Source organism: Mesorhizobium sp. M0816, assembly GCF_040320005.1.
Classification (GTDB): Bacteria; Pseudomonadota; Alphaproteobacteria; order Rhizobiales; family Rhizobiaceae; genus Mesorhizobium.
In genome coordinates this window covers 23,088-40,364 of sequence record NZ_JAMYOT010000042.1, presented here as the reverse complement: position 1 = coordinate 40,364, position 17,277 = coordinate 23,088, and the positions used below count along the sequence as shown (strand labels likewise).

The window sequence follows — 17,277 nt, the reverse complement described above, 5'->3', positions numbered from 1 at the left end:
CGTCCGCCAGACTCAACTGACCCAGAACACGATCCGCCATCCCGAATCTCCCTGCTTCGACCATCATCACAGAATCACCAATCGGCTTCTGTGCAAAGGTCTCACAAGGGGAGAAGGCAAGAGGGTGTCGCAAAACGGGATTCCACTTTTGCTGATCGCGCAAACCCATCCGAAGCGCGATCGGACGCAAAACCGGATTCCACTTTTGCTGATCGCGCTTGAGTGCTAAACGCCCGCCTTCATCCATAGCCGAGCCGCGTTCGGCCGGAAGCTTTTCGGGAAAGAAAATGTCCGCCTTCAAATCCGATTTCCTGCGCACGATGAGCGAGCGCGGTTTCATCCACCAGACCTCGGACGATGCCGGCCTCGACCAGCTTTTCGCCACGGAAACGGTGAGCGCCTATATCGGCTTCGACGCCACCGCCAGGAGCCTGCATGCCGGGTCGCTGATCCAGATCATGATGCTTTACTGGCTGCAGCAGACCGGCCACCGGCCGATCGCGCTGATGGGCGGCGGCACCTCGATGATCGGCGATCCGTCGTTCAAGGACGAGGCGCGCAAGCTTTTGACGCCGCAGGACATCGAGAACAATCTCGCCGGCATCCGCCGCAACTTCACGCCCTACCTCAAATTTGGCGGCGGCCCCAACGACGCCGTCATGATCAACAATGCCGACTGGCTGATGGACATCAACTACGTCAATTTCCTGCGCGATGTCGGCCGGCATTTTTCGGTCAACCGCATGCTGGCCTTCGATTCGGTCAAGCTCCGGCTGGAGCGCGAGCAGTCGCTGTCGTTCCTCGAATTCAACTACATGATCCTGCAGGCCTACGACTTCGTCGAGCTCTACAAGCGCCTCGGCTGCCGGCTGCAGATGGGCGGCTCCGACCAGTGGGGCAACATCGTCAACGGCATCGATCTCGGCCATCGCATGGAAGGCGCGCAGCTCTATGCGCTGACGACGCCGCTGCTCACCACCTCGTCCGGCGCCAAGATGGGCAAGTCGGCCTCGGGCGCGGTCTGGCTCGATGCGGAGATGTTGAGCCCCTACGAGTTCTGGCAATACTGGCGCAACACCGAGGATGCCGATGTCGGCCGTTTCCTGAAGCTCTACACGACCTTGCCGCTCGCCGAGGTCGCACGCCTCGAACGGCTCGGCGGCTCGGAGATCAACGAAGCCAAGAAGATCCTCGCCACCGAAATCACCGCCATGCTGCATGGCCGCGAGGCGGCGGAAGAGGCCAGCGAAACGGCGCGTAAGACGTTCGAAGAAGGGGCGCTCGCCGAAACACTGCCAACCGTCGAGGTGGGCAGGGCCGATCTTGAAGCCGGCGTCGGCATATTGTCGCTGTTCGTCACCGCCGGGCTGGCTGGGTCCAACGGCGAGGCACGGCGGCATATCCAGGGCGGCGCCGTGCGCCTCAACGACCAGCCAGTTTCCGACGATCGCAGGATGGTGACGCTGCAGGACCTTGGCCCGGAAAACGTCGCGAAACTGTCGCTCGGCAAGAAGAAGCACGTTCTGGTGCGGCCGGTCTGACCAGGGCCCGGCACTTCCTGTTAGATCTTTTCCGAAACCGGTTTCATCTTGCGGCGCTGACCTTCGGTTCGGAATCACCGCCGAGGTTAATCAGCTAGCTCCCGAGAATGGCCGAGATGCCATTCGTCTCATCGATCGGAACGAGCAGGTAGCGCAAATAGCGGACGTTCTGCGGCGCTTCGATGAACGTCTTGTTCGGGGCCGGAAGCGGACTTGCGGCTTGGCGGCTTGGAATGTGAGAAGCGGACGTTCAGGCGCCCCCATGCATCGACGCGATCTGACCCATTCACGACAGTCGAAATCACGGTGAACGGGTCCGCTTGCGCCTGTAAAGCGAACGTACGACGTGCTACGAATCTCGCCTGGCTGGTCCTGGGCGGACCAGAGCAGCTAACGTCTATGCTATAGCCCTCCATGGCCCTCCTGAATCCCTGGGTTTGGACACCAGTTCGAGCGGAGCGCCAGAGAGATGCCCTGAGGCGCTGCTGTCACGTGGGATGGCTGCCTCGCAGGCGCCGCCCTCCGATAGCTCATGGGCGGCTTGAGGCGGCGATCGCGGGATAGTCGGTATAGCCAGCGGAGCCGCCGCCATAGAGCGTCGCCGAGTTGAACTCCGTCAGCGGCGTGCGCGTCTTCAGCCGTTCCACAAGGTCGGGATTGGCGATGAACGGGCGCCCGAAGGCGAAGAGGTCCGCCTTGCCCTCGGCGAGCCGCGACGCCGCGAGTTCGAGGTCATAGCCGTTATTGGCGATATAGGTATTGTTGAAGCGCCGGCGGAGCGATCCGAAGTCGAACGGCGCGACATCGCGCGATCCGCCCGTGGCGCCCTCGACGACATGGATATAGACGATGCCCAAAGCATCGAGTTGATCGACGATATAGTCGAACTGCGCCTGGGGGGCGCTGCTCGAGACGCCGTTGGCGGGCGAGACGGGCGAAATCCGAATGCCGGTGCGCTCTGCGCCGATCTCCTCGACCACCGCAGTCGCAACCTCCAGCATCAGCCGGGCGCGGTTCTCGACCGATCCGCCATAAGCATCCGTGCGGACATTGGCACCGTCCTTGGCGAACTGGTCCAGCAGATAGCCGTTGGCGCCATGAATCTCGACGCCATCGAAGCCGGCCTCAATGGCGTTCGCCGCTGCTTGCCGGAAATCGTTGACGATCCCCGCAAGCTCGTCGAGCGCCAGCGCGCGGGGCTCCGAAACCTCGACAAAGCCGTTGTTCACGAACGTCTTGGTCGCGGCCCGGATTGCCGAGGGCGCGACGGGCGCGGCGCCGTTCTCCTGCAGATCGACGTGCGAGACGCGGCCGACGTGCCAGAGCTGCAGGAAAATCCGCGCGTCCTTGGCGTGCACCGCGGTCGTGACCTTTCGCCAGCCGTCGATCTGAGCCTGAGAATAGATGCCGGGCGTGTCCTGGTAACCTTGTCCCTGCCGCGAGATCTGCGTGGCCTCGGAGATCAGCAGGCCGGCGGAGGCCCGCTGGCCGTAATACTCGGCGGCAAGATCACCCGGAACGAAGCCCGGGCCAGCGCGATTGCGCGTGAGGGGCGCCATGACGATACGATTGGAGAGCGTCAGCGAGCCGAGAGAATAAGGCTCAAAAAGTGCTTTGTTGGTCATAGGTCACCTTGTTTGTCCCCGCCGCGACGAGGTCGTTATCAAATGGATTCGTTGGTGCTCAGGCGACCTTGCGGTACCGCTCGGCGGGATGTTCGTTCCGATAGTTCGGAAGCATGGCCTGGCGCGCGGCCTGAAGCGCGTCCCACTGACCGGCATCGGGGAGTGGCGGGATGGTCACCGGTTCGCGGCGGTCGAAGCCGACCAGCGCCGCGTCAACCAGATCGTCCACCTCCATCACGTTGGAGAGCGTGTTGATGTCGGCGCCGACGTGGCCCCAGATCTCGGTTCGCGTCGTGGCGGGCAGCACGGCTTGGACGTAGACGCCCTTCGGCTCAAGCTCGAGGCTGAGCCCCTGCGACAGAAACAGCACGAAGGCTTTGGTTGCGCCGTAGACCGTCATGCCGAACTCCGGCGCCAGCCCGACCACGGAACCGATGTTGACGATCGCCCCTGCACCCGCCTTCGCAAGTCGCGGGGCGATGGCGCTGGCAAGTCGCAGAAGCGCGGTCGTGTTGAGCGCAACGAGCCGGGCGACGTCATTGGTACTCTGCTCGATGAAGCTTCCGCCGATGGCTGTTCCGGCATTGTTGACGAGAATCCCGATGCGGGCGTCATCGCGCAGCCTCGTCTCTACCGTTGCAAGCTCGGCAGGCTGCGTAAGATCAGCCTGGACGATGTCGATCGCAACGCCAGTTTCCTGACGGAGCCGGGCTCCCAGTGCCTCCATTCGTGCCACGTCACGGGCAACCAGCACGAGGTCGTGTCCGCGGCGGGCGAACCGTTCGGCATAGGAAGCTCCGATGCCCGTGGAGGCGCCGGTGATGAGGACTGATGGAATGGTGGTCATGGCATTGCTCTTTTCTCTGATGGAACCTATATTCATGACGATCATCATGATTGCGGCTAAATATGATGGGCATCATGTAAATGTCAACGGGGCCGACGGAGAATTTTGAAATGAAGGTCAGTCGAGAGCAGATGGCGGAGAACCGTCACCGGATATTGGATGCGGCCAGCCGGCTGTTTCGCGAGAAGGGGTTCGACGCGGTCAGCGTGGCGGAAGTGATGAAGGCCGCCGGGCTCACCCATGGCGGCTTCTATGGCCATTTCAGTTCGAAGGACGACCTGATCGCGCAGACCCTTGCCCACGTCCTCGCCGCGGACTCAGGCGGAGGGGGCGATCTTCGCGCTTATGTAGGTTCCTATCTTTCGCCCCGGCATCGCGACAACTGCGCCGGCGGTTGCCCGACGGCGGGCCTTGCCGCAGCCATCCGCCATCAGACCCAGGCTGCACGCTCGGCCATGACGGAAGGCCTACGATCGCAGATCGACCGTATCGGCAAGGCGCTCCCGGAGTTGGATCCGGCAGACAGACGCCGCGCGGCGATCGGAAGCTGGGCAGCGATGGTGGGGGCAGTAATCCTCGCCCGGGCGATCGACGATCCCGCGCTCTCGGATGAAGTGCTTGAGCAGACGCGTGCCTGGGTCGATGCCGGGATCAGCCAAGTGTCTGCCAGCTAGGTGGTGTGCGGCAGGAGTGCTCTTGTCGAGAGCAATGCGGCTATCGGCGTTGGTTGGGTGGCTATCTTGCAGAATATCGCACCGCAGCGTGCAATCAGCGGGATTCGCGGACCAAGAGGGTTTCGAACTTCCCTGTTGAGGCAACCATGCTGTCGCCCAATTTCCGCTAAACTGGCGAATGAAGCCGTTCAACGGCAGAACATCGAATGACCGCTCCTGGCGCAACTACGCCCTCAAGCGCGGTCGCCGGTGATGTCCGCTGTAAGGCGGTGGCACAACTAACTTTAACGGCCGACATTAGGCGCAAAGCGGCCATTTAGGCCCGGGCGGACGTCAGTCGCCTTTGGATCATGGGCGTGAATTCGCGGGGCGGACGAGCGGCCGCTTAAGATCAAAACTCGGTCGCTCGAGGTAATTGGGTTTTGACCTCAGCGATACTCGAAGATCGACCGGAAAATCCCGGGCGCTATCACCGATAGCGGATTGACCTCCAGGTTCGGCTTGTTGGCGTTGCCCTTGAGCCTGTAGGTGACGCCGATCAGGCCGCGGTCGCGGCCGTTGCCGAGCAGTGCGCCGATCAGCGGCAGTTCGCCGAAGATGCGGTTTACGCCGTAGGCCGGCATGAACGTGCCGGTCATGTCCATATTGTTGTTCTGGTCGTAGAGCGTGCCCTGGAAGGTGGTGCCGATGCGCGAGCCGCGCAGCACGCCGTTGCGCAGCTTCAGATAGCCGCTGCCCTTGTCGATTTCGCTGAAACCGCGCTCGAACTTCACCCTCGACGTGTCGAGATTGCCTTTGACCGCTTCGTTGAGGCTGCGGTTGTCGCCGGCCGGCGTCGTCGACACGATCGAGGCGAGCTTCGGCTCATTGACGATAAAGAAGTTCTTGGCGTCGACCTGGCCTTTCATCGGCCCGTCGCCGGCCCCGGTCAGCGCCAGCGTTATCGAGCCGCCTTCCATATGCTCGTAGATATTGAGGAAGCGCAGTATGGCGCCGGCGTCGGCCGACTTCATGTTGAGCGTGCGCAGGCCGCCGCCGGTCGTGTTGCTGATGGTGATGGCGGCTCCCGAACTTGCCGTGGCGCTCACCTTGAGCCCGTTCACCCGGGAGCCGGCGGCGCTGTAGTCGAGCTTCAAATTCGACAGCACCTCGTCGTGGAAGCCGGTCAGGGAACTGACGTCGGCGCTGACCGAGATCGCATCGACGCCAGTGGTCTTGGTGGCGGTGTCGACGTCGGACGTGAATTGCTTGATCAGCGAGCGTGCGTCCAGCGCGCTGCCGCTGACCTCGACCGCATAGGCCTTGCCCGACCGCTTCACCGAGACGGCGACGTCGTCGCCCCTGTTCAACGTGACCTTGCTGAACCGGGCCGAGGACAAGGCGCCGTTGACCAGCACGGCGCTGCCGTCGATGGAGAAGCTCTTGCCGTCGAGTTCGAAATTGGACAACGTCGTGGTGTCGCCGGTCTTCGCCATGGCGAAGACGACCTTGGCGGGAATGCCGGGGCCCTTGCTCCAGCCGGCCCAGGGAATGCCCAGCCTGGCATTGGTCAGGTCGGCCGACACGTTCTGGTTGCCGGTGCCACTCTTGTCGATCGCCACCTTGATGGTTCCGGAAAGCAGCGTCGACAGGCCAGGCATGGCGGTGGCGCGCGTCTTGTCGTCGAGCACCAGCGCCACTTTACGACTGCGCGGCGGGCCGCCATCCCTGAGCGGCTCGATCAGGTCGAGCTCGGCCGGAATGCCGTTGAGCAGCGCCTTCGCCGAGATCACCGCCCGGTCGGGCGCGACGGTGATCGAGCCATCGGCATGGCTGACCGTCTGGCCCTCGAACGGCTTGCCCAGCGACAGGTCCTTGTAGTCGAGCGCCACCAGCCAATCGAGTTTGGAAGAGTCGACACCGGACTGCAGGGGAATATCGGCCTTGACGTGGCCGGTCACCGTGCCGGACAGGTCGTCCGGCAGCAGGCCAACATGGCGCATGGCGTTGATCGGGTCAAAGGATGCCAGCTCGGCGATTGCCGGCGCCTCGCCGGCGACATCGATGTCGAGCGCGCCGATCACCGGCGGATGGTTCGCCGCCTTGACGGTGAGCGTGCCGTTGCTCGCCGCCACCGTGCGGCCGCTCGGCATATAGACGCTGCCCGACGACAGCGCGACGTCGACGTCATTGCCGTGGAAGCCGACGACGCCAACGGCATCGCGGATCGGCGGAATGCGGCCGGCCGTGTCGAAGCGCGATCCTTCGACTTGGAATCGGCCGAACACTTCATCGGCGGAAAGCGGCACGCCGTTGCCGAGCCGTCCGGGCACGACCTGGAACTGCAGGCTGCCATCGACGACGCGGCCGCCGAACAGGTTCTTAAGCACCCACAGCCTGGCATTGCGCGCCGAAAACCATGGCCATAATTGCTTGACGTGCGAGACCGGCATGTCGTGGACATTGAGCGCCACCGATATGCCCGGCGCCTGGTTGGCGACGAATGAAACCGAAGCCGTGCCCAGCACTTCGCTGCCCGGTCCGGACCGGACGCCGATCTGCTCGGCGACCAGCTTTTGGCTCGTCGGCTGGTAGACGCCGGCGATACGGGCAATGAAGCTGAGTGCCGGCTCCGGCGAATCGGAAGGCGCCAGGGTCGAACCGTCGCTGGTCAGGTCGTAACGATAGGATGGCTCCTCGCCCGCTGCGCCGGTAGCCGGCTTCGGCCCGATCGAACCGGCGAAATCGAAGGTCGAGCGGCCGGTTTTCACCAGCAAACTGTCGACCTGGATTTTGTTCGACCCGGCGACGAGTGTTGCATCGAGATCGATGTCGGCCGGAAGCAGGCCGCGCGAACCGAGATCGAGCACCGATCCGGTCAGTGACAGGGCAGCGGTCAGCCGCGAACCGTTGTCGTCGGTCCCTTCCGACCCCGCCAGCTTCAAGGCGATCGCACCCAATTTGCCACCTGCCGCAGTGTCGGCATCCGCTGCCTGGATGCTGGCGTCCAGCGTGGTGATGCGTCGCGTCGCCGGATCGCGGGTGGCGGAAGCGGCGATGGTAAGCGCCCTGCCGTCGACATCCGCGTCGGATGAAAACTCCATGCTTCCCGGTCCCGACTGCGAGACGGAGGCCTCGGCGATGGTGACCGACTTGACGGATCCGGTCTCGGGCAGTGCCAGTTCGACGTTGCGCAGATCGATCTGGCGCATCGAATCCTCGCGCACCGCGTCGAGCGCGCGGTTGAGGTTGGCGAAGACGGCGGCGGAAAGTTTTTCCGGATCGATGAGGCCGTCCTGGTTGCGCAGCTCGGCCGTCCAGTCGCCGCCGGACGGCATTGCCGCCATGACGATGTGCGCGTCGGAAATCCGGGCGCTGGTCAGCCGTACCTCGCCCGAAAGCAACGGGATCAGCCGGATGCCGAAGCGGACCCGGCCTGCATCGGCCATTGGTTTTCCGTCGGCGGTCTTGAGGCTGACGTCGCTGACCTGCAGCGCAATGAAGCTCGACCCGTCAAGCGTCAGCCGTGCCGGCCCGACGGCAACGTCGACATCGAAGCCGGCCAATTTCTCGATTGCCGTTTCGGCTTCCGCGCGAAGCCGCTCCGAGCCGAAGCCGGACACGCCGATCGCATAGACGCCGGCGGCAGCCAGCAACACAAGGGCGACAAGGCCGGCAAACAGCCGCGCCATCATACGGACGCCGCGACCGATCGACGCCTGGCCGAGCGGCGGGACGCGGCACGCGGACGGAAAGGTTCCCAGGTCGGTGATCTCGTCACGCCTGAACCTGATCTTCTCGTGCTGCGGTAGCTCCTGATCCACGCAATCTTCCGTTGAAACGAATTCGATCGTGGACGAATCCCCGCTCGACATTATATCGATGCAGCCTGGCGCGTAACCTCAAACAAGGGCATCGATATGGCTGACCTCGACGTGGGCGATGTTGCGCCGCAGTTCGATCTTCCGCGCGACGGCGGCGGTTCACTCAGCCTCGCCGCATTGCTGGGAAAACCCATCGTACTCTATTTCTACCCACAGGACGACACCACAGGCTGCACCAACGAGGCGATCGGCTTTTCGCAGTTGAAGCCGGAGTTCGAAAAGGCCGGCGCTGTCGTCATCGGGCTCTCGCCGGACAGCGTCAAGAAACACGACAAATTCAAGGCGAAATACGATCTGAGCGTCGACCTTGTCGCCGACGAAGAGCGCAAAGTGATCGAGGCTTACCATTTGTGGGTAGAAAAGAAGCTCTACGGCCGCACCTATATGGGCGTCGAGCGGGCGACGTTCCTAATTGGCCGGGACGGACGCATCGCCAGGATCTGGCGCAACGTCCGCGTCAAGGGGCACGCCGAAGAAGTGCTGGAGGCGGTTCACGCCCTTTGAGAGCTGCGCCAGGCCGCTGCAATTCGATACCCGTTTTGCGCGAAGACCTTTGCCTGTCGTTCGATCCGGCAAAACTTTGTTAACCCTAATAATGTGTAATCAGGCTCGTCGTTGGTGTCGTAACGAAAGCTTGGTCCCGTGAACGTAGCCAGTCAGTCAGCGGTCTTCGGCAGACGCAAAGAGCCCCACACGGTCATCATCGCCCGGGGCGACCAGATAAGGCATTTCACCATACGCCCGTGGCTTGCGGCATTTTGCGGCTCGGCGCTGGCGGCGATCGTCATTGGCTACCTGCTGGCGACCTCCTATCTGGTGCTGCGCGACGATCTGATCGGTGCCACGACGGCGCGGCAGGCGCGCATGCAGCAGGCCTACGAAGACCGCATCTCGGCACTGCGCAGCCAGGTCGACCGCATCACCAGCCGCCAGCTACTCGATCAGCAACTGATGGAAACCAAGGTCAGCGAGCTGCTGGAACGGCAGAGCCAGCTCAGCCTGCGTCACGGCCGCCTCGGCCCGATCCTCGAACGAGCCGAAAACGAGGTCGCAACGCCGCCCGTGCCGGCGGCAAAGCCGGACGAACATGCCGACGCGACCGGGAGTATCCAGCCGACGGCGTATACTGTCGCCAGCCTTGCCGCTCCTGTGGGCGTTGACGACACCAGGCTGTTCTCGCTGTGGTCGACCCGCGCCGATCCGCTGCCGAGCGAAAGCGCGGCCGACCGGGCAGACAAGCTCTTCGTTTCGATCAACAACTCGCTGAAGGCCATCGAGAGCCAGCAGCTCACCCGCATCGCTACACTTGCCGACAATGCCTACAAAAGCGCCGACGCGATCTCGCAGGCGCTCGAGGCCGCCGGCCTGCCCGTCGATAGCGAATTCGAAAAGAGCGACGTTGGCGGCCCGCTGATACCACTCGACAGCTCGTTGGTCTTCGACAGCAAGGTCAAGGAGTTGGACGAGGCTCTTGACGCGCTGGATCATCTTAAAAAGGAAGCGCGCCGGCTGCCGCTCGCCAACCCCGCCCCCGGCCGCAGCGTTACCAGCCCATTCGGCGTGCGCACCGACCCCATCCTCGGCACGGCCGCCTTGCATTCCGGCATGGATTTCAGGGCGCCGGTCGGTATGCCAGCCAAGGTCACGGCAGCCGGCGTTGTCGTCAAGGCCGGCTGGAACGGCGGCTACGGCCGCATGATCGAGGTCGACCACGGCAACGGTTTTGTAACGCGTTACGGGCATCTCAGCGAAATCGACGTCGCCGTCGGACAGAAGCTCGATGCCGGAGACATCATCGGCAAGACCGGCAACAGCGGCCGCTCAACCGGCCCGCATCTGCATTACGAGGTCCGCCACAACGGCGAGGCAATCGATCCGCTGCGGTTTTTGACCGTCGGCAAGAAGGTCGAGCGGTATCTGTAGAGCCGGCGATTCATTCGGCGTGAAGCCTAGCGCGCGGCCAACCGCCCGCCACGCAATATCAAAGATAGATCGCTTTCAGCCCTCAGCAGCAGCCATGAACGCGCCGAGCCGCCGGTTGAACGGCTCACCGGTCTGCTGAACGCTGTGCCCCGCGCCGGCGATCACGGCACGATCGGCACCAAGCACGTTTTCGAGCACGTCGCAGACGGCGTCGAATGCTGCGCTGTGCCCGCCGGATACCACCAGTTTCGGGAACGGCGCATCGGCAAGTTGCCGAAGCGGAATTTCGGCCTCCCATGGCCCGCGTTCGACGACGAGCATGGCCGCGCCTTGCGCGAGCGGGAGCGGCAGCGGGTCTGGCAATTGTATCGCCGAGCCGACCAGATGGAGGAACTGGCGCAAGAAAAGCGCGGGATCGTCGCGGGGTCCGCTTTGCCAGTGGGTCTTCAGGCGCGTCACGAGTTCATTCACGGCAACATCCCCGCGCGCAAGGTCAAAGGCCGGCGGCTCGATCACCGTGAGCGAACGGATCGCTCGCGGGCGCATCGCTGCTGCAAGAAGAGAGATGACGCCGCCATAGGAATGCCCGACCAGATGGACGCGGCTTTCGTCCCAGAGGTCATGCGTCCGATCGAGGAATCCGGCGACCAGTCCGGCGTCGACGACGAAATCCTCGCGTTCGGCAGGGGAACTTGATCCGTATCCGGGCCGGTCGATCACAACCAGCTTCCAGCGCTCCGCAAGCGGTTGCTGGGCGGACCATGTCATCATGCCGTTCGTGACGCTGCCGTGGACGAACAGAACCGGCGGCCCGTCGCCCCGCACCTCATAGCCGAGATCAATCCCGTCGAGGGTCAGCTTCGGCATCGCATCTCCTCCCGCAGACCGGCGAGAGGAAGTATGCTCCCTGCAACGGAAAGGCGCAACGAACTCCGATCCTTGGCCGGCTCACAACCGGTTCCGAAATGGGCTTCAGGGCGCTGATCGGAATGCCGGCCAAGGTCATGCCTGGCGTCCCGTCCAACCGGTGGCGCTTCATGCTGGAAAATTGCCAGAGTTGGGCCCATCCGCCGGCGGGCGCGAATTCGCCGGCGTTAGAAGGACCTTGGCCACAGGCGAATTATTTTTGAATTCCATTTGACTGAATAAATATTCGGTGCGAACCTCTGCTCTCTCGAGAGGGCGCCAGACATGGCATTGCGCGGGACCAATCAGGAGTTCGGGCGGCCGTATAACCGGCGTATCGTGCTCGAATCCATCCGCCTTCACGGACCGATCGCCCGCGGCGACATTGCCAGGCGGGTCGGACTCACCGTGCAGACGGTGTCTACCATCGTTCGCGAGCTGGAAGAGCACGGTTACGTGTTGTCGCTGCGCGAAGAGCCCAAGGGGCGCGGCCTGCCACCGGCAACGCTGCGCATCAATCCCGAAGGCGGCTATGCCGTCGGCATCCACGTCACCCCGCTGGGCATCAATGCCGCCCTGATCAACCTAAGCGGCGATGTTATCGAGAGCACCTACCGCGAAGCCCCAAATGCAACGCCCGACCACGCTTTCGAGCTGATCGGCGCCATGGTGCTCGAATTGACGGCATTGCGGCCCGGTGGCCGCGTTCTCGGCATTGGCATGGCGCTGCCCGGACCGTTCGGCGTGGAGTCCATGAGCTTTGTCGGGCCGACCACCATGACCGGCTGGAAGGATGTGGCGCTGCGCGAGCGGCTGGCCGCCTCGACCGGACTGCCGGCCTTTTTCGAAACCGATATGGCGGCGGCTGCTATCGGCGAGCGCCTCTACGGCCTCGGAACGGCATATTCCGAGTATTACTATCTTTATTTCGGCGTCGGTCTCGGCGGCGTCATGGTGCATGACGGGGCGGCATTGCGCGGCGCCTGGGGAAACGCCGGTGAAATCGGCCACATTCCCGCGGTGCCGGGCGGCGAGCCCTGCCCGTGCGGCAATCGCGGCTGCCTCGAACGGTATCTCTCGCTCGAGGCGCTGCGGCGCCGCAACATCGCCGACGCCGAGTGGGTGAGCGAGATTGCGCCGATCTTCCGCAACGCCGTCACCATCATCGAAAACCTGTTCGATCCCGAAACCATCATCCTCGGCGGGCTGGCGTCCACCGACCTGCTCGAAAGGCTTGCCGGCGCGGCCGCGCACCTGCCCAATTCGGTCTCGGCGCGAAGCGACCGCACGACGCCCCGCGTCAGCGTCGCACGCGGCGGCCAGCACGCGGTGTTGCGCGGCGCCGCCGCGCTTGCCGTCTCAGGAGTGCTTTCGCCGCGCTTCGGCCAGATCTTCACCGCCGAGCGCGAACGCGGTCGGGATCTCTTGCATAACAAGGGGATCGCAGCATGAGTGAACCGCTGCTGGTGCTCGACAATGTAGCCAAGAATTACGGCGCCATCGAAGCGCTGAAAGGCATCAGCTTTTCGATCGACAAGGGCGAAGTGGTGGCGCTTCTTGGCGACAACGGCGCCGGCAAATCGACGCTGGTCAAGATCATTGCCGGCGGCCTCGAGCCGACCTCCGGCCGCATGCTGTTCGAAGGCAAGGAATTCCTCGCCAAATCCCCCGCCGAGGCCAAGGCCGCGGGGATCGAGACGGTCTACCAGGACCTGTCGCTCTGCACCAATGTCGACGTGGTCGCCAATTTCTTCATGGGCCGCGAGATCAGCAGGAAGGTTCTCGGCATTCCGGTGCTCGACGAGCGCGCCATGGAGCAGGTGGTGCAAAAGGCACTGGCCAGCGCCGGCACCCGCATTCCCTCGCTTCGCACCAATGTCGAGCATCTTTCCGGAGGCCAGCGGCAGGCCATCGAGCTCAATCGGTTCGTGCATTTTGGCGGCAAGCTGGTGCTTCTCGACGAGCCGTTCGCGGCGCTCGGCGTCGAGCAGACGCGGCGCGGCCTCGACATGATCCGCCAGGTGGCGAGCCAGGGCATCGGCGTCGTCATAATCACTCATATCATGCAACAGGCCTTCCAGGTCGCCGATCGGATCGTGGTGATCCGGCAAGGCGTCGTGGCGGGCGACGTCGCACGCAACAAAACAAGTCCCGACGCGGTGATCAACATGATCACCGGAGAGACGCTCGCCGGTGCCGGACCGACGAACTGAGGGACAAACGAGGGGTCCGGCGCAAGAGGAGCGAACGACATGAAGAAAATACTTCTTTCCGTCTTCGGTATCCTGGCACTGGCCTTTGCCACGCTCACGCCGGCATTCGCCCAATCCAAGGGCACCGTCTACTACATGGTGCCGACATTGCTCGATGAGTTCCAGACCGGCTCGGTGAGCGCGCTGGAATTGTTCCTGAAGCAGGTCGGCTACGAGATGAAGACGCTGAACGCCGACAACAAGACCGACGCTCAGCAATCGCAGATGAACGACGTCATCGCGCTGAAGCCGTCGGCGATCATTCTTGCCGCCGTCGATTTCAATGCGCTGAAACCGTCGATCGAGGCCGCCCGCGCCGCCGGCATCCCGGTCGTCGAGTTCGACCGCCAGATCACCTCGACCCCGTCCGACTTCACCTCGGTGGCCGGAACCGTCGAGATCGGCTACGTCGCCGCCGACCAGGCGCAAAAGCTCCTGACCGCGAAAAACGGCTCGGTGAAGGGCAAGATCCTGCAGGTGCTCGGCGATCCGGGCGACCCCTACACGCTCGATATCCAGAAGGGTTTCGAGGAGAAGATGAAGGCGTTCCCGGACGTCAAGATCATCTCGCTGCCGGCCATGCAATGGGCGGCGGATGCAGCCGGGACCATCGTGAACGACCAGCTGCTCGCCAACCCCGACATCGACCTGATCTTCAGCCATGCAGCGCATCTTTCGGTCGCTGCCGTCGCCTCGCTCGAGGCCGCCGGCAAGAAACCGGGCGACGTCATGCTGATGAGCTCGAACGGCGCTCCGGTCGGCCTCGACCTGATCCGCAAGGGCTGGCTCAACGTCGAAGTCGAGCAGCCGCTCTATGCCCAGGCCGCGGCGGTCGCCATGTTCATGGACAAGGTGGTCAACAAGCAGGAGATCAAGCCCGGCGAATATGATGTGCTTGGCCTGAAATCGACCCTGACCAAAGAAGCGTGGGGGCCGAACATCAAGATCCCCGGCGCTGCGATCACCAAGGAAAATGTCGATAACCCTGCCTTCTGGGGCAACATGAAGCCGCCGACCGAAACCATAAAGCCGGTCGAATAGCAAACTCGCCAGAAGCTCCGGGCCACACAGGCCCGGAGCCAAGCCCTGCAGCCCGGTGCGTTCAAGCGGACGCGCACGGGAACGTTGCAGCAAATTTCAACCGCGCCTGATCTTTCCGAAAACCGAGTGGTTTTTTCGGGGTCGGCGCCAACTGGATCCGCAGATGAATCCCCGCACGCGCCAAACCCTCGAGTTCATCCTCGACAATCTTGTCTGGTTCATGCTGGTCTTCGTGCTGGTGGTCTTTTCCATCCTCATCCCGAACTATTTTCAGCTCGGCATTTTTGCCAACATCATCGAGGCGTCGAGCGTGCTCGGCGTCATGTCGATCGGCTTGGCGCTAGTCATCATCGCCGGCCATATGGACCTGTCGGTCGAATCGGTGGCGGCGCTCAGCGCCATGGCGGTCGGCATCCTGTTCTGCTCATCGGGCATCGGCCTCGGCATCCAGTTGCAGCCGCAATGGCTGATGGTTCCAGTTTCGCTGCTCATCGCGCTTGCGGTCGGCGGCCTCATCGGCGCCTTCAACGGCTACCTGGTGGTCAGGGTCAAGATGAGCGCCTTCATCATCACCCTGGCGTCTTACATCTGGGTGCGCGGCCTGGTGCTGGTCATCTCCGGCGGCCGCTCGGCGCAGGACCTTGCGCCGGCGATCCGCTGGTTCGGCATCCAGCGCCTGGGTGGCCTGCCGCTGACAGCCTGGATCGCCATTGCGTGTTTCGTGGTGTTCTCGCTGATCATGGCCAAGACGCCCTTCGGCCGGCACCTGGTCATGATCGGCGGCAACGAGACGGCGACCTTCCGCGCCGGCATCCGCGTCAACCGCAACCTTGTCATAGCCTTTGTCCTTGCCGGCGCCATTGCCGGCCTTGCCGGCTGGGTGCTGGCGATCCGCACCTCCGGCGCGACAGCTAATCTCGGCGTCGGCCTGTTGTTCAATGCCTTCGCCGCGGTCGTCATCGGCGGCGTCAGCCTGAAGGGCGGCGTCGGCACCTTGCCCGGCGTCTATGCCGGCGTGCTGCTGCTCTCGGCCATCAACACGGCGATCAATTTGATGGGCCTGCCGGCCAACTTCACCCAGGTGATCCACGGCCTGCTGGTGCTCGCCGCCGTGCTGCTCGACGCGTTCAAGCAGACCATTCGCCAGAGGCTGGCATGACCGGCCGTCTGGAAGACAAAGTCGCGCTGATCGTCGGCAGCGCACGTGGCATCGGCAAGGGCATCGCACAGCGTTTTGCCGAAGAGGGCGCGAAGCTGGTCCTGGCCGACACCGAGGCCGAGGCGGGGCAAGCGACCGCGAACGAACTCGGCGCCGCCTTCATCCGCGCCGACATCTCGCAGATGGCTGATGCCGAGGCTGCTGTTGCACTGGCGCTCGACCGTCACGGCCGGCTCGACATCATGGTGCAGAATGCCGGAATCTATCCCTGGCAATTGCTGGAAAACACCAGTCCCGACGATTGGGACCGGGTCATGGCGGTAAACTTGCGCGGCAGCTTCATCGCTGCTCGCGCCGCACTGGTGCCAATGAAGGCACAGCATTTTGGCCGCATGCTGTTCACCTCCTCGATCACCGGCCCGCATGTCACCAGCCCCGGCCACGGCCATTATTCAGCGACCAAGGCCGGCATCAATGGACTGATCCGTTCGGCTGCGCTCGAATTCTCGGGCTACGGCATTACAGTCAACGGCGTCGAGCCCGGCAACATCCTCACTGAAGGCATAGAGCAGCATCGCGGTGCGGCCTTCATCAAGAACATGGAAGACGCCATCCCGCTCGGCCGTCTCGGCAGCCCTCGCGATGTGGCCAATGCCTTCCTGTTCCTGGCCTCTGACGATGCCAGCTACATCACGGGCACGACCATCATCGTCGACGGCGGGCAGCTTTTGCCCGAGGGCAAGGATTTCCGGCTGCTGCCGCCATGATCCTCGATTTCGGCGGCGGTTTCTTCCTGCGCCGGGCGACCACCGCCGATCATGCAGCGCTTGCGATGATCTGTCTCAAGACCGGCGATGCCGGCAAGGACGCCAGCGGCCGCGAGGACGACCCGGAACTGCTCGGCCTCCTCTACACTATTCCCTACCAGGTGCTCGAACCCGAGCTGGCCTTCATTATCGATAGTCCCGCAGGTGCGGCCGGCTACCTGCTTGGCGCGGCCGATACGGGCGCTTTCAATGCCAGCCTGGCATCAGAGTGGTATCCCGACCTTCAGCGGCGCGTGGCGGACCCGGGACCCGACAGCTCGCGCTGGCGCGGCAGCGACTGGGCGCGGCATCGGGTCCATCATCCCGATTTCGCTGTTCCGCCTGCGCTGACCGCCTATCCGTCGCATGGCCATATCGACGTGTTGCCGCAAGCGCGCGGGAAAGGCATCGGCAGGCGCGCGATGGCCTTCCTCGAGCAGGGGCTTGCCGCGAGCGGCTCGACCGGCATCCACCTCGAAGTCATGCCGGAGAACGATGGTGCGCTAAGGTTCTACAAGGCGATTGGATTTGCGGTGGTGCAGGACGCTGATTCATCGAAGCGTTGTGTTTATGTGGCGAAACGGATTGCTCACGCTCCGGCGATTGCAGGCTGATCTGCGACAAGCCAATCGCCCAAGTT

General features: G+C 63.5%; 15 protein-coding genes. 10 read left to right on the top strand and 5 right to left on the bottom strand.

Annotation, left to right across the window (positions count from 1 at the left end):
• Positions 1-301 (bottom strand): hypothetical protein (locus NKI17_RS33420; RefSeq protein WP_352907493.1); only part of this gene is annotated, 301 nt, incomplete at its 3' end.
• Between NKI17_RS33420 and tyrS the strand changes: the two genes are divergently transcribed.
• Positions 288-1,541, top strand: a complete 1,254-nt coding sequence (tyrS, locus tag NKI17_RS33415) for a tyrosine--tRNA ligase (protein ID WP_352907492.1) — start codon at positions 288-290, stop codon at positions 1,539-1,541. The two genes, NKI17_RS33420 and tyrS, sit on opposite strands and share 14 nt — an antisense overlap.
• Before the next feature lie 530 nt (positions 1,542-2,071).
• Here the strand turns inward: tyrS and NKI17_RS33410 are convergent.
• On the bottom strand, positions 2,072-3,166 hold the full coding sequence (locus NKI17_RS33410) for an alkene reductase (protein ID WP_023674678.1): 1,095 nt from the start codon (positions 3,164-3,166) through the stop codon (positions 2,072-2,074).
• Between the two features lie 58 nt (positions 3,167-3,224).
• Positions 3,225-4,013, bottom strand: coding sequence for an SDR family NAD(P)-dependent oxidoreductase (locus NKI17_RS33405; RefSeq protein WP_352572762.1), 789 nt, complete (start codon positions 4,011-4,013; stop codon positions 3,225-3,227).
• A gap of 110 nt (positions 4,014-4,123) precedes the next feature.
• On the opposite strand from NKI17_RS33405, the gene NKI17_RS33400 reads away from it, so the two are divergent.
• Positions 4,124-4,687, top strand: coding sequence for a TetR/AcrR family transcriptional regulator (locus tag NKI17_RS33400; protein ID WP_352622769.1), 564 nt, complete (start codon positions 4,124-4,126; stop codon positions 4,685-4,687).
• Positions 4,688-5,115: 428 nt separating this feature from the next.
• Here the strand turns inward: NKI17_RS33400 and NKI17_RS33395 are convergent, their stop codons facing one another.
• Positions 5,116-8,490, bottom strand: a complete 3,375-nt coding sequence (locus NKI17_RS33395; RefSeq protein WP_352907491.1) for a hypothetical protein — start codon at positions 8,488-8,490, stop codon at positions 5,116-5,118.
• A 96-nt stretch (positions 8,491-8,586) separates the two neighbouring features.
• Here NKI17_RS33395 and NKI17_RS33390 point away from each other — a divergent pair, with 96 nt between their 5' ends.
• Complete coding sequence (locus NKI17_RS33390) at positions 8,587-9,054, top strand: peroxiredoxin (protein WP_352571434.1); 468 nt, start codon at positions 8,587-8,589, stop codon at positions 9,052-9,054.
• Positions 9,055-9,192: 138 nt separating this feature from the next.
• Positions 9,193-10,473: a M23 family metallopeptidase gene (locus tag NKI17_RS33385; RefSeq protein ID WP_352907490.1), complete on the top strand. Its 1,281-nt coding sequence runs from the start codon at positions 9,193-9,195 to the stop codon at positions 10,471-10,473.
• A gap of 75 nt (positions 10,474-10,548) precedes the next feature.
• Here the strand turns inward: NKI17_RS33385 and NKI17_RS33380 are convergent, their stop codons facing one another.
• Positions 10,549-11,340, bottom strand: a complete 792-nt coding sequence (locus NKI17_RS33380) for an alpha/beta fold hydrolase (RefSeq protein WP_023674672.1) — start codon at positions 11,338-11,340, stop codon at positions 10,549-10,551.
• A 324-nt stretch (positions 11,341-11,664) separates the two neighbouring features.
• Here NKI17_RS33380 and NKI17_RS33375 point away from each other — a divergent pair, with 324 nt between their 5' ends.
• From NKI17_RS33375 to NKI17_RS33350, 6 genes are all read left to right on the top strand, one after another.
• Positions 11,665-12,831 carry an ROK family transcriptional regulator gene (locus tag NKI17_RS33375; protein WP_352619162.1) on the top strand — a complete coding sequence of 389 codons (1,167 nt, stop codon included), beginning with the start codon at positions 11,665-11,667 and terminating at the stop codon, positions 12,829-12,831.
• Positions 12,828-13,592, top strand: coding sequence for an ATP-binding cassette domain-containing protein (locus NKI17_RS33370; protein ID WP_352571437.1), 765 nt, complete (start codon positions 12,828-12,830; stop codon positions 13,590-13,592). The genes NKI17_RS33375 and NKI17_RS33370 overlap by 4 nt, the downstream gene beginning before the upstream one ends.
• 39 nt (positions 13,593-13,631) lie before the next feature.
• The gene (locus NKI17_RS33365) at positions 13,632-14,672 is read left to right on the top strand and encodes a sugar ABC transporter substrate-binding protein (protein WP_352571438.1); all 1,041 of its coding nucleotides are present in this window, start codon (positions 13,632-13,634) and stop codon (positions 14,670-14,672) included.
• Between the two features lie 163 nt (positions 14,673-14,835).
• Positions 14,836-15,831, top strand: a complete 996-nt coding sequence (locus NKI17_RS33360; protein ID WP_352575964.1) for an ABC transporter permease — start codon at positions 14,836-14,838, stop codon at positions 15,829-15,831.
• Positions 15,828-16,598: an SDR family oxidoreductase gene (locus tag NKI17_RS33355; protein ID WP_352907489.1), complete on the top strand. Its 771-nt coding sequence runs from the start codon at positions 15,828-15,830 to the stop codon at positions 16,596-16,598. Before NKI17_RS33360 ends, NKI17_RS33355 begins: the two co-directional genes overlap by 4 nt.
• Positions 16,595-17,251 (top strand): GNAT family N-acetyltransferase, encoded by a 657-nt coding sequence (locus NKI17_RS33350; RefSeq protein ID WP_352571440.1) that lies wholly within the window; start codon positions 16,595-16,597, stop codon positions 17,249-17,251. Before NKI17_RS33355 ends, NKI17_RS33350 begins: the two co-directional genes overlap by 4 nt.
• The last annotated feature ends 26 nt before the right edge of the window (positions 17,252-17,277 follow it).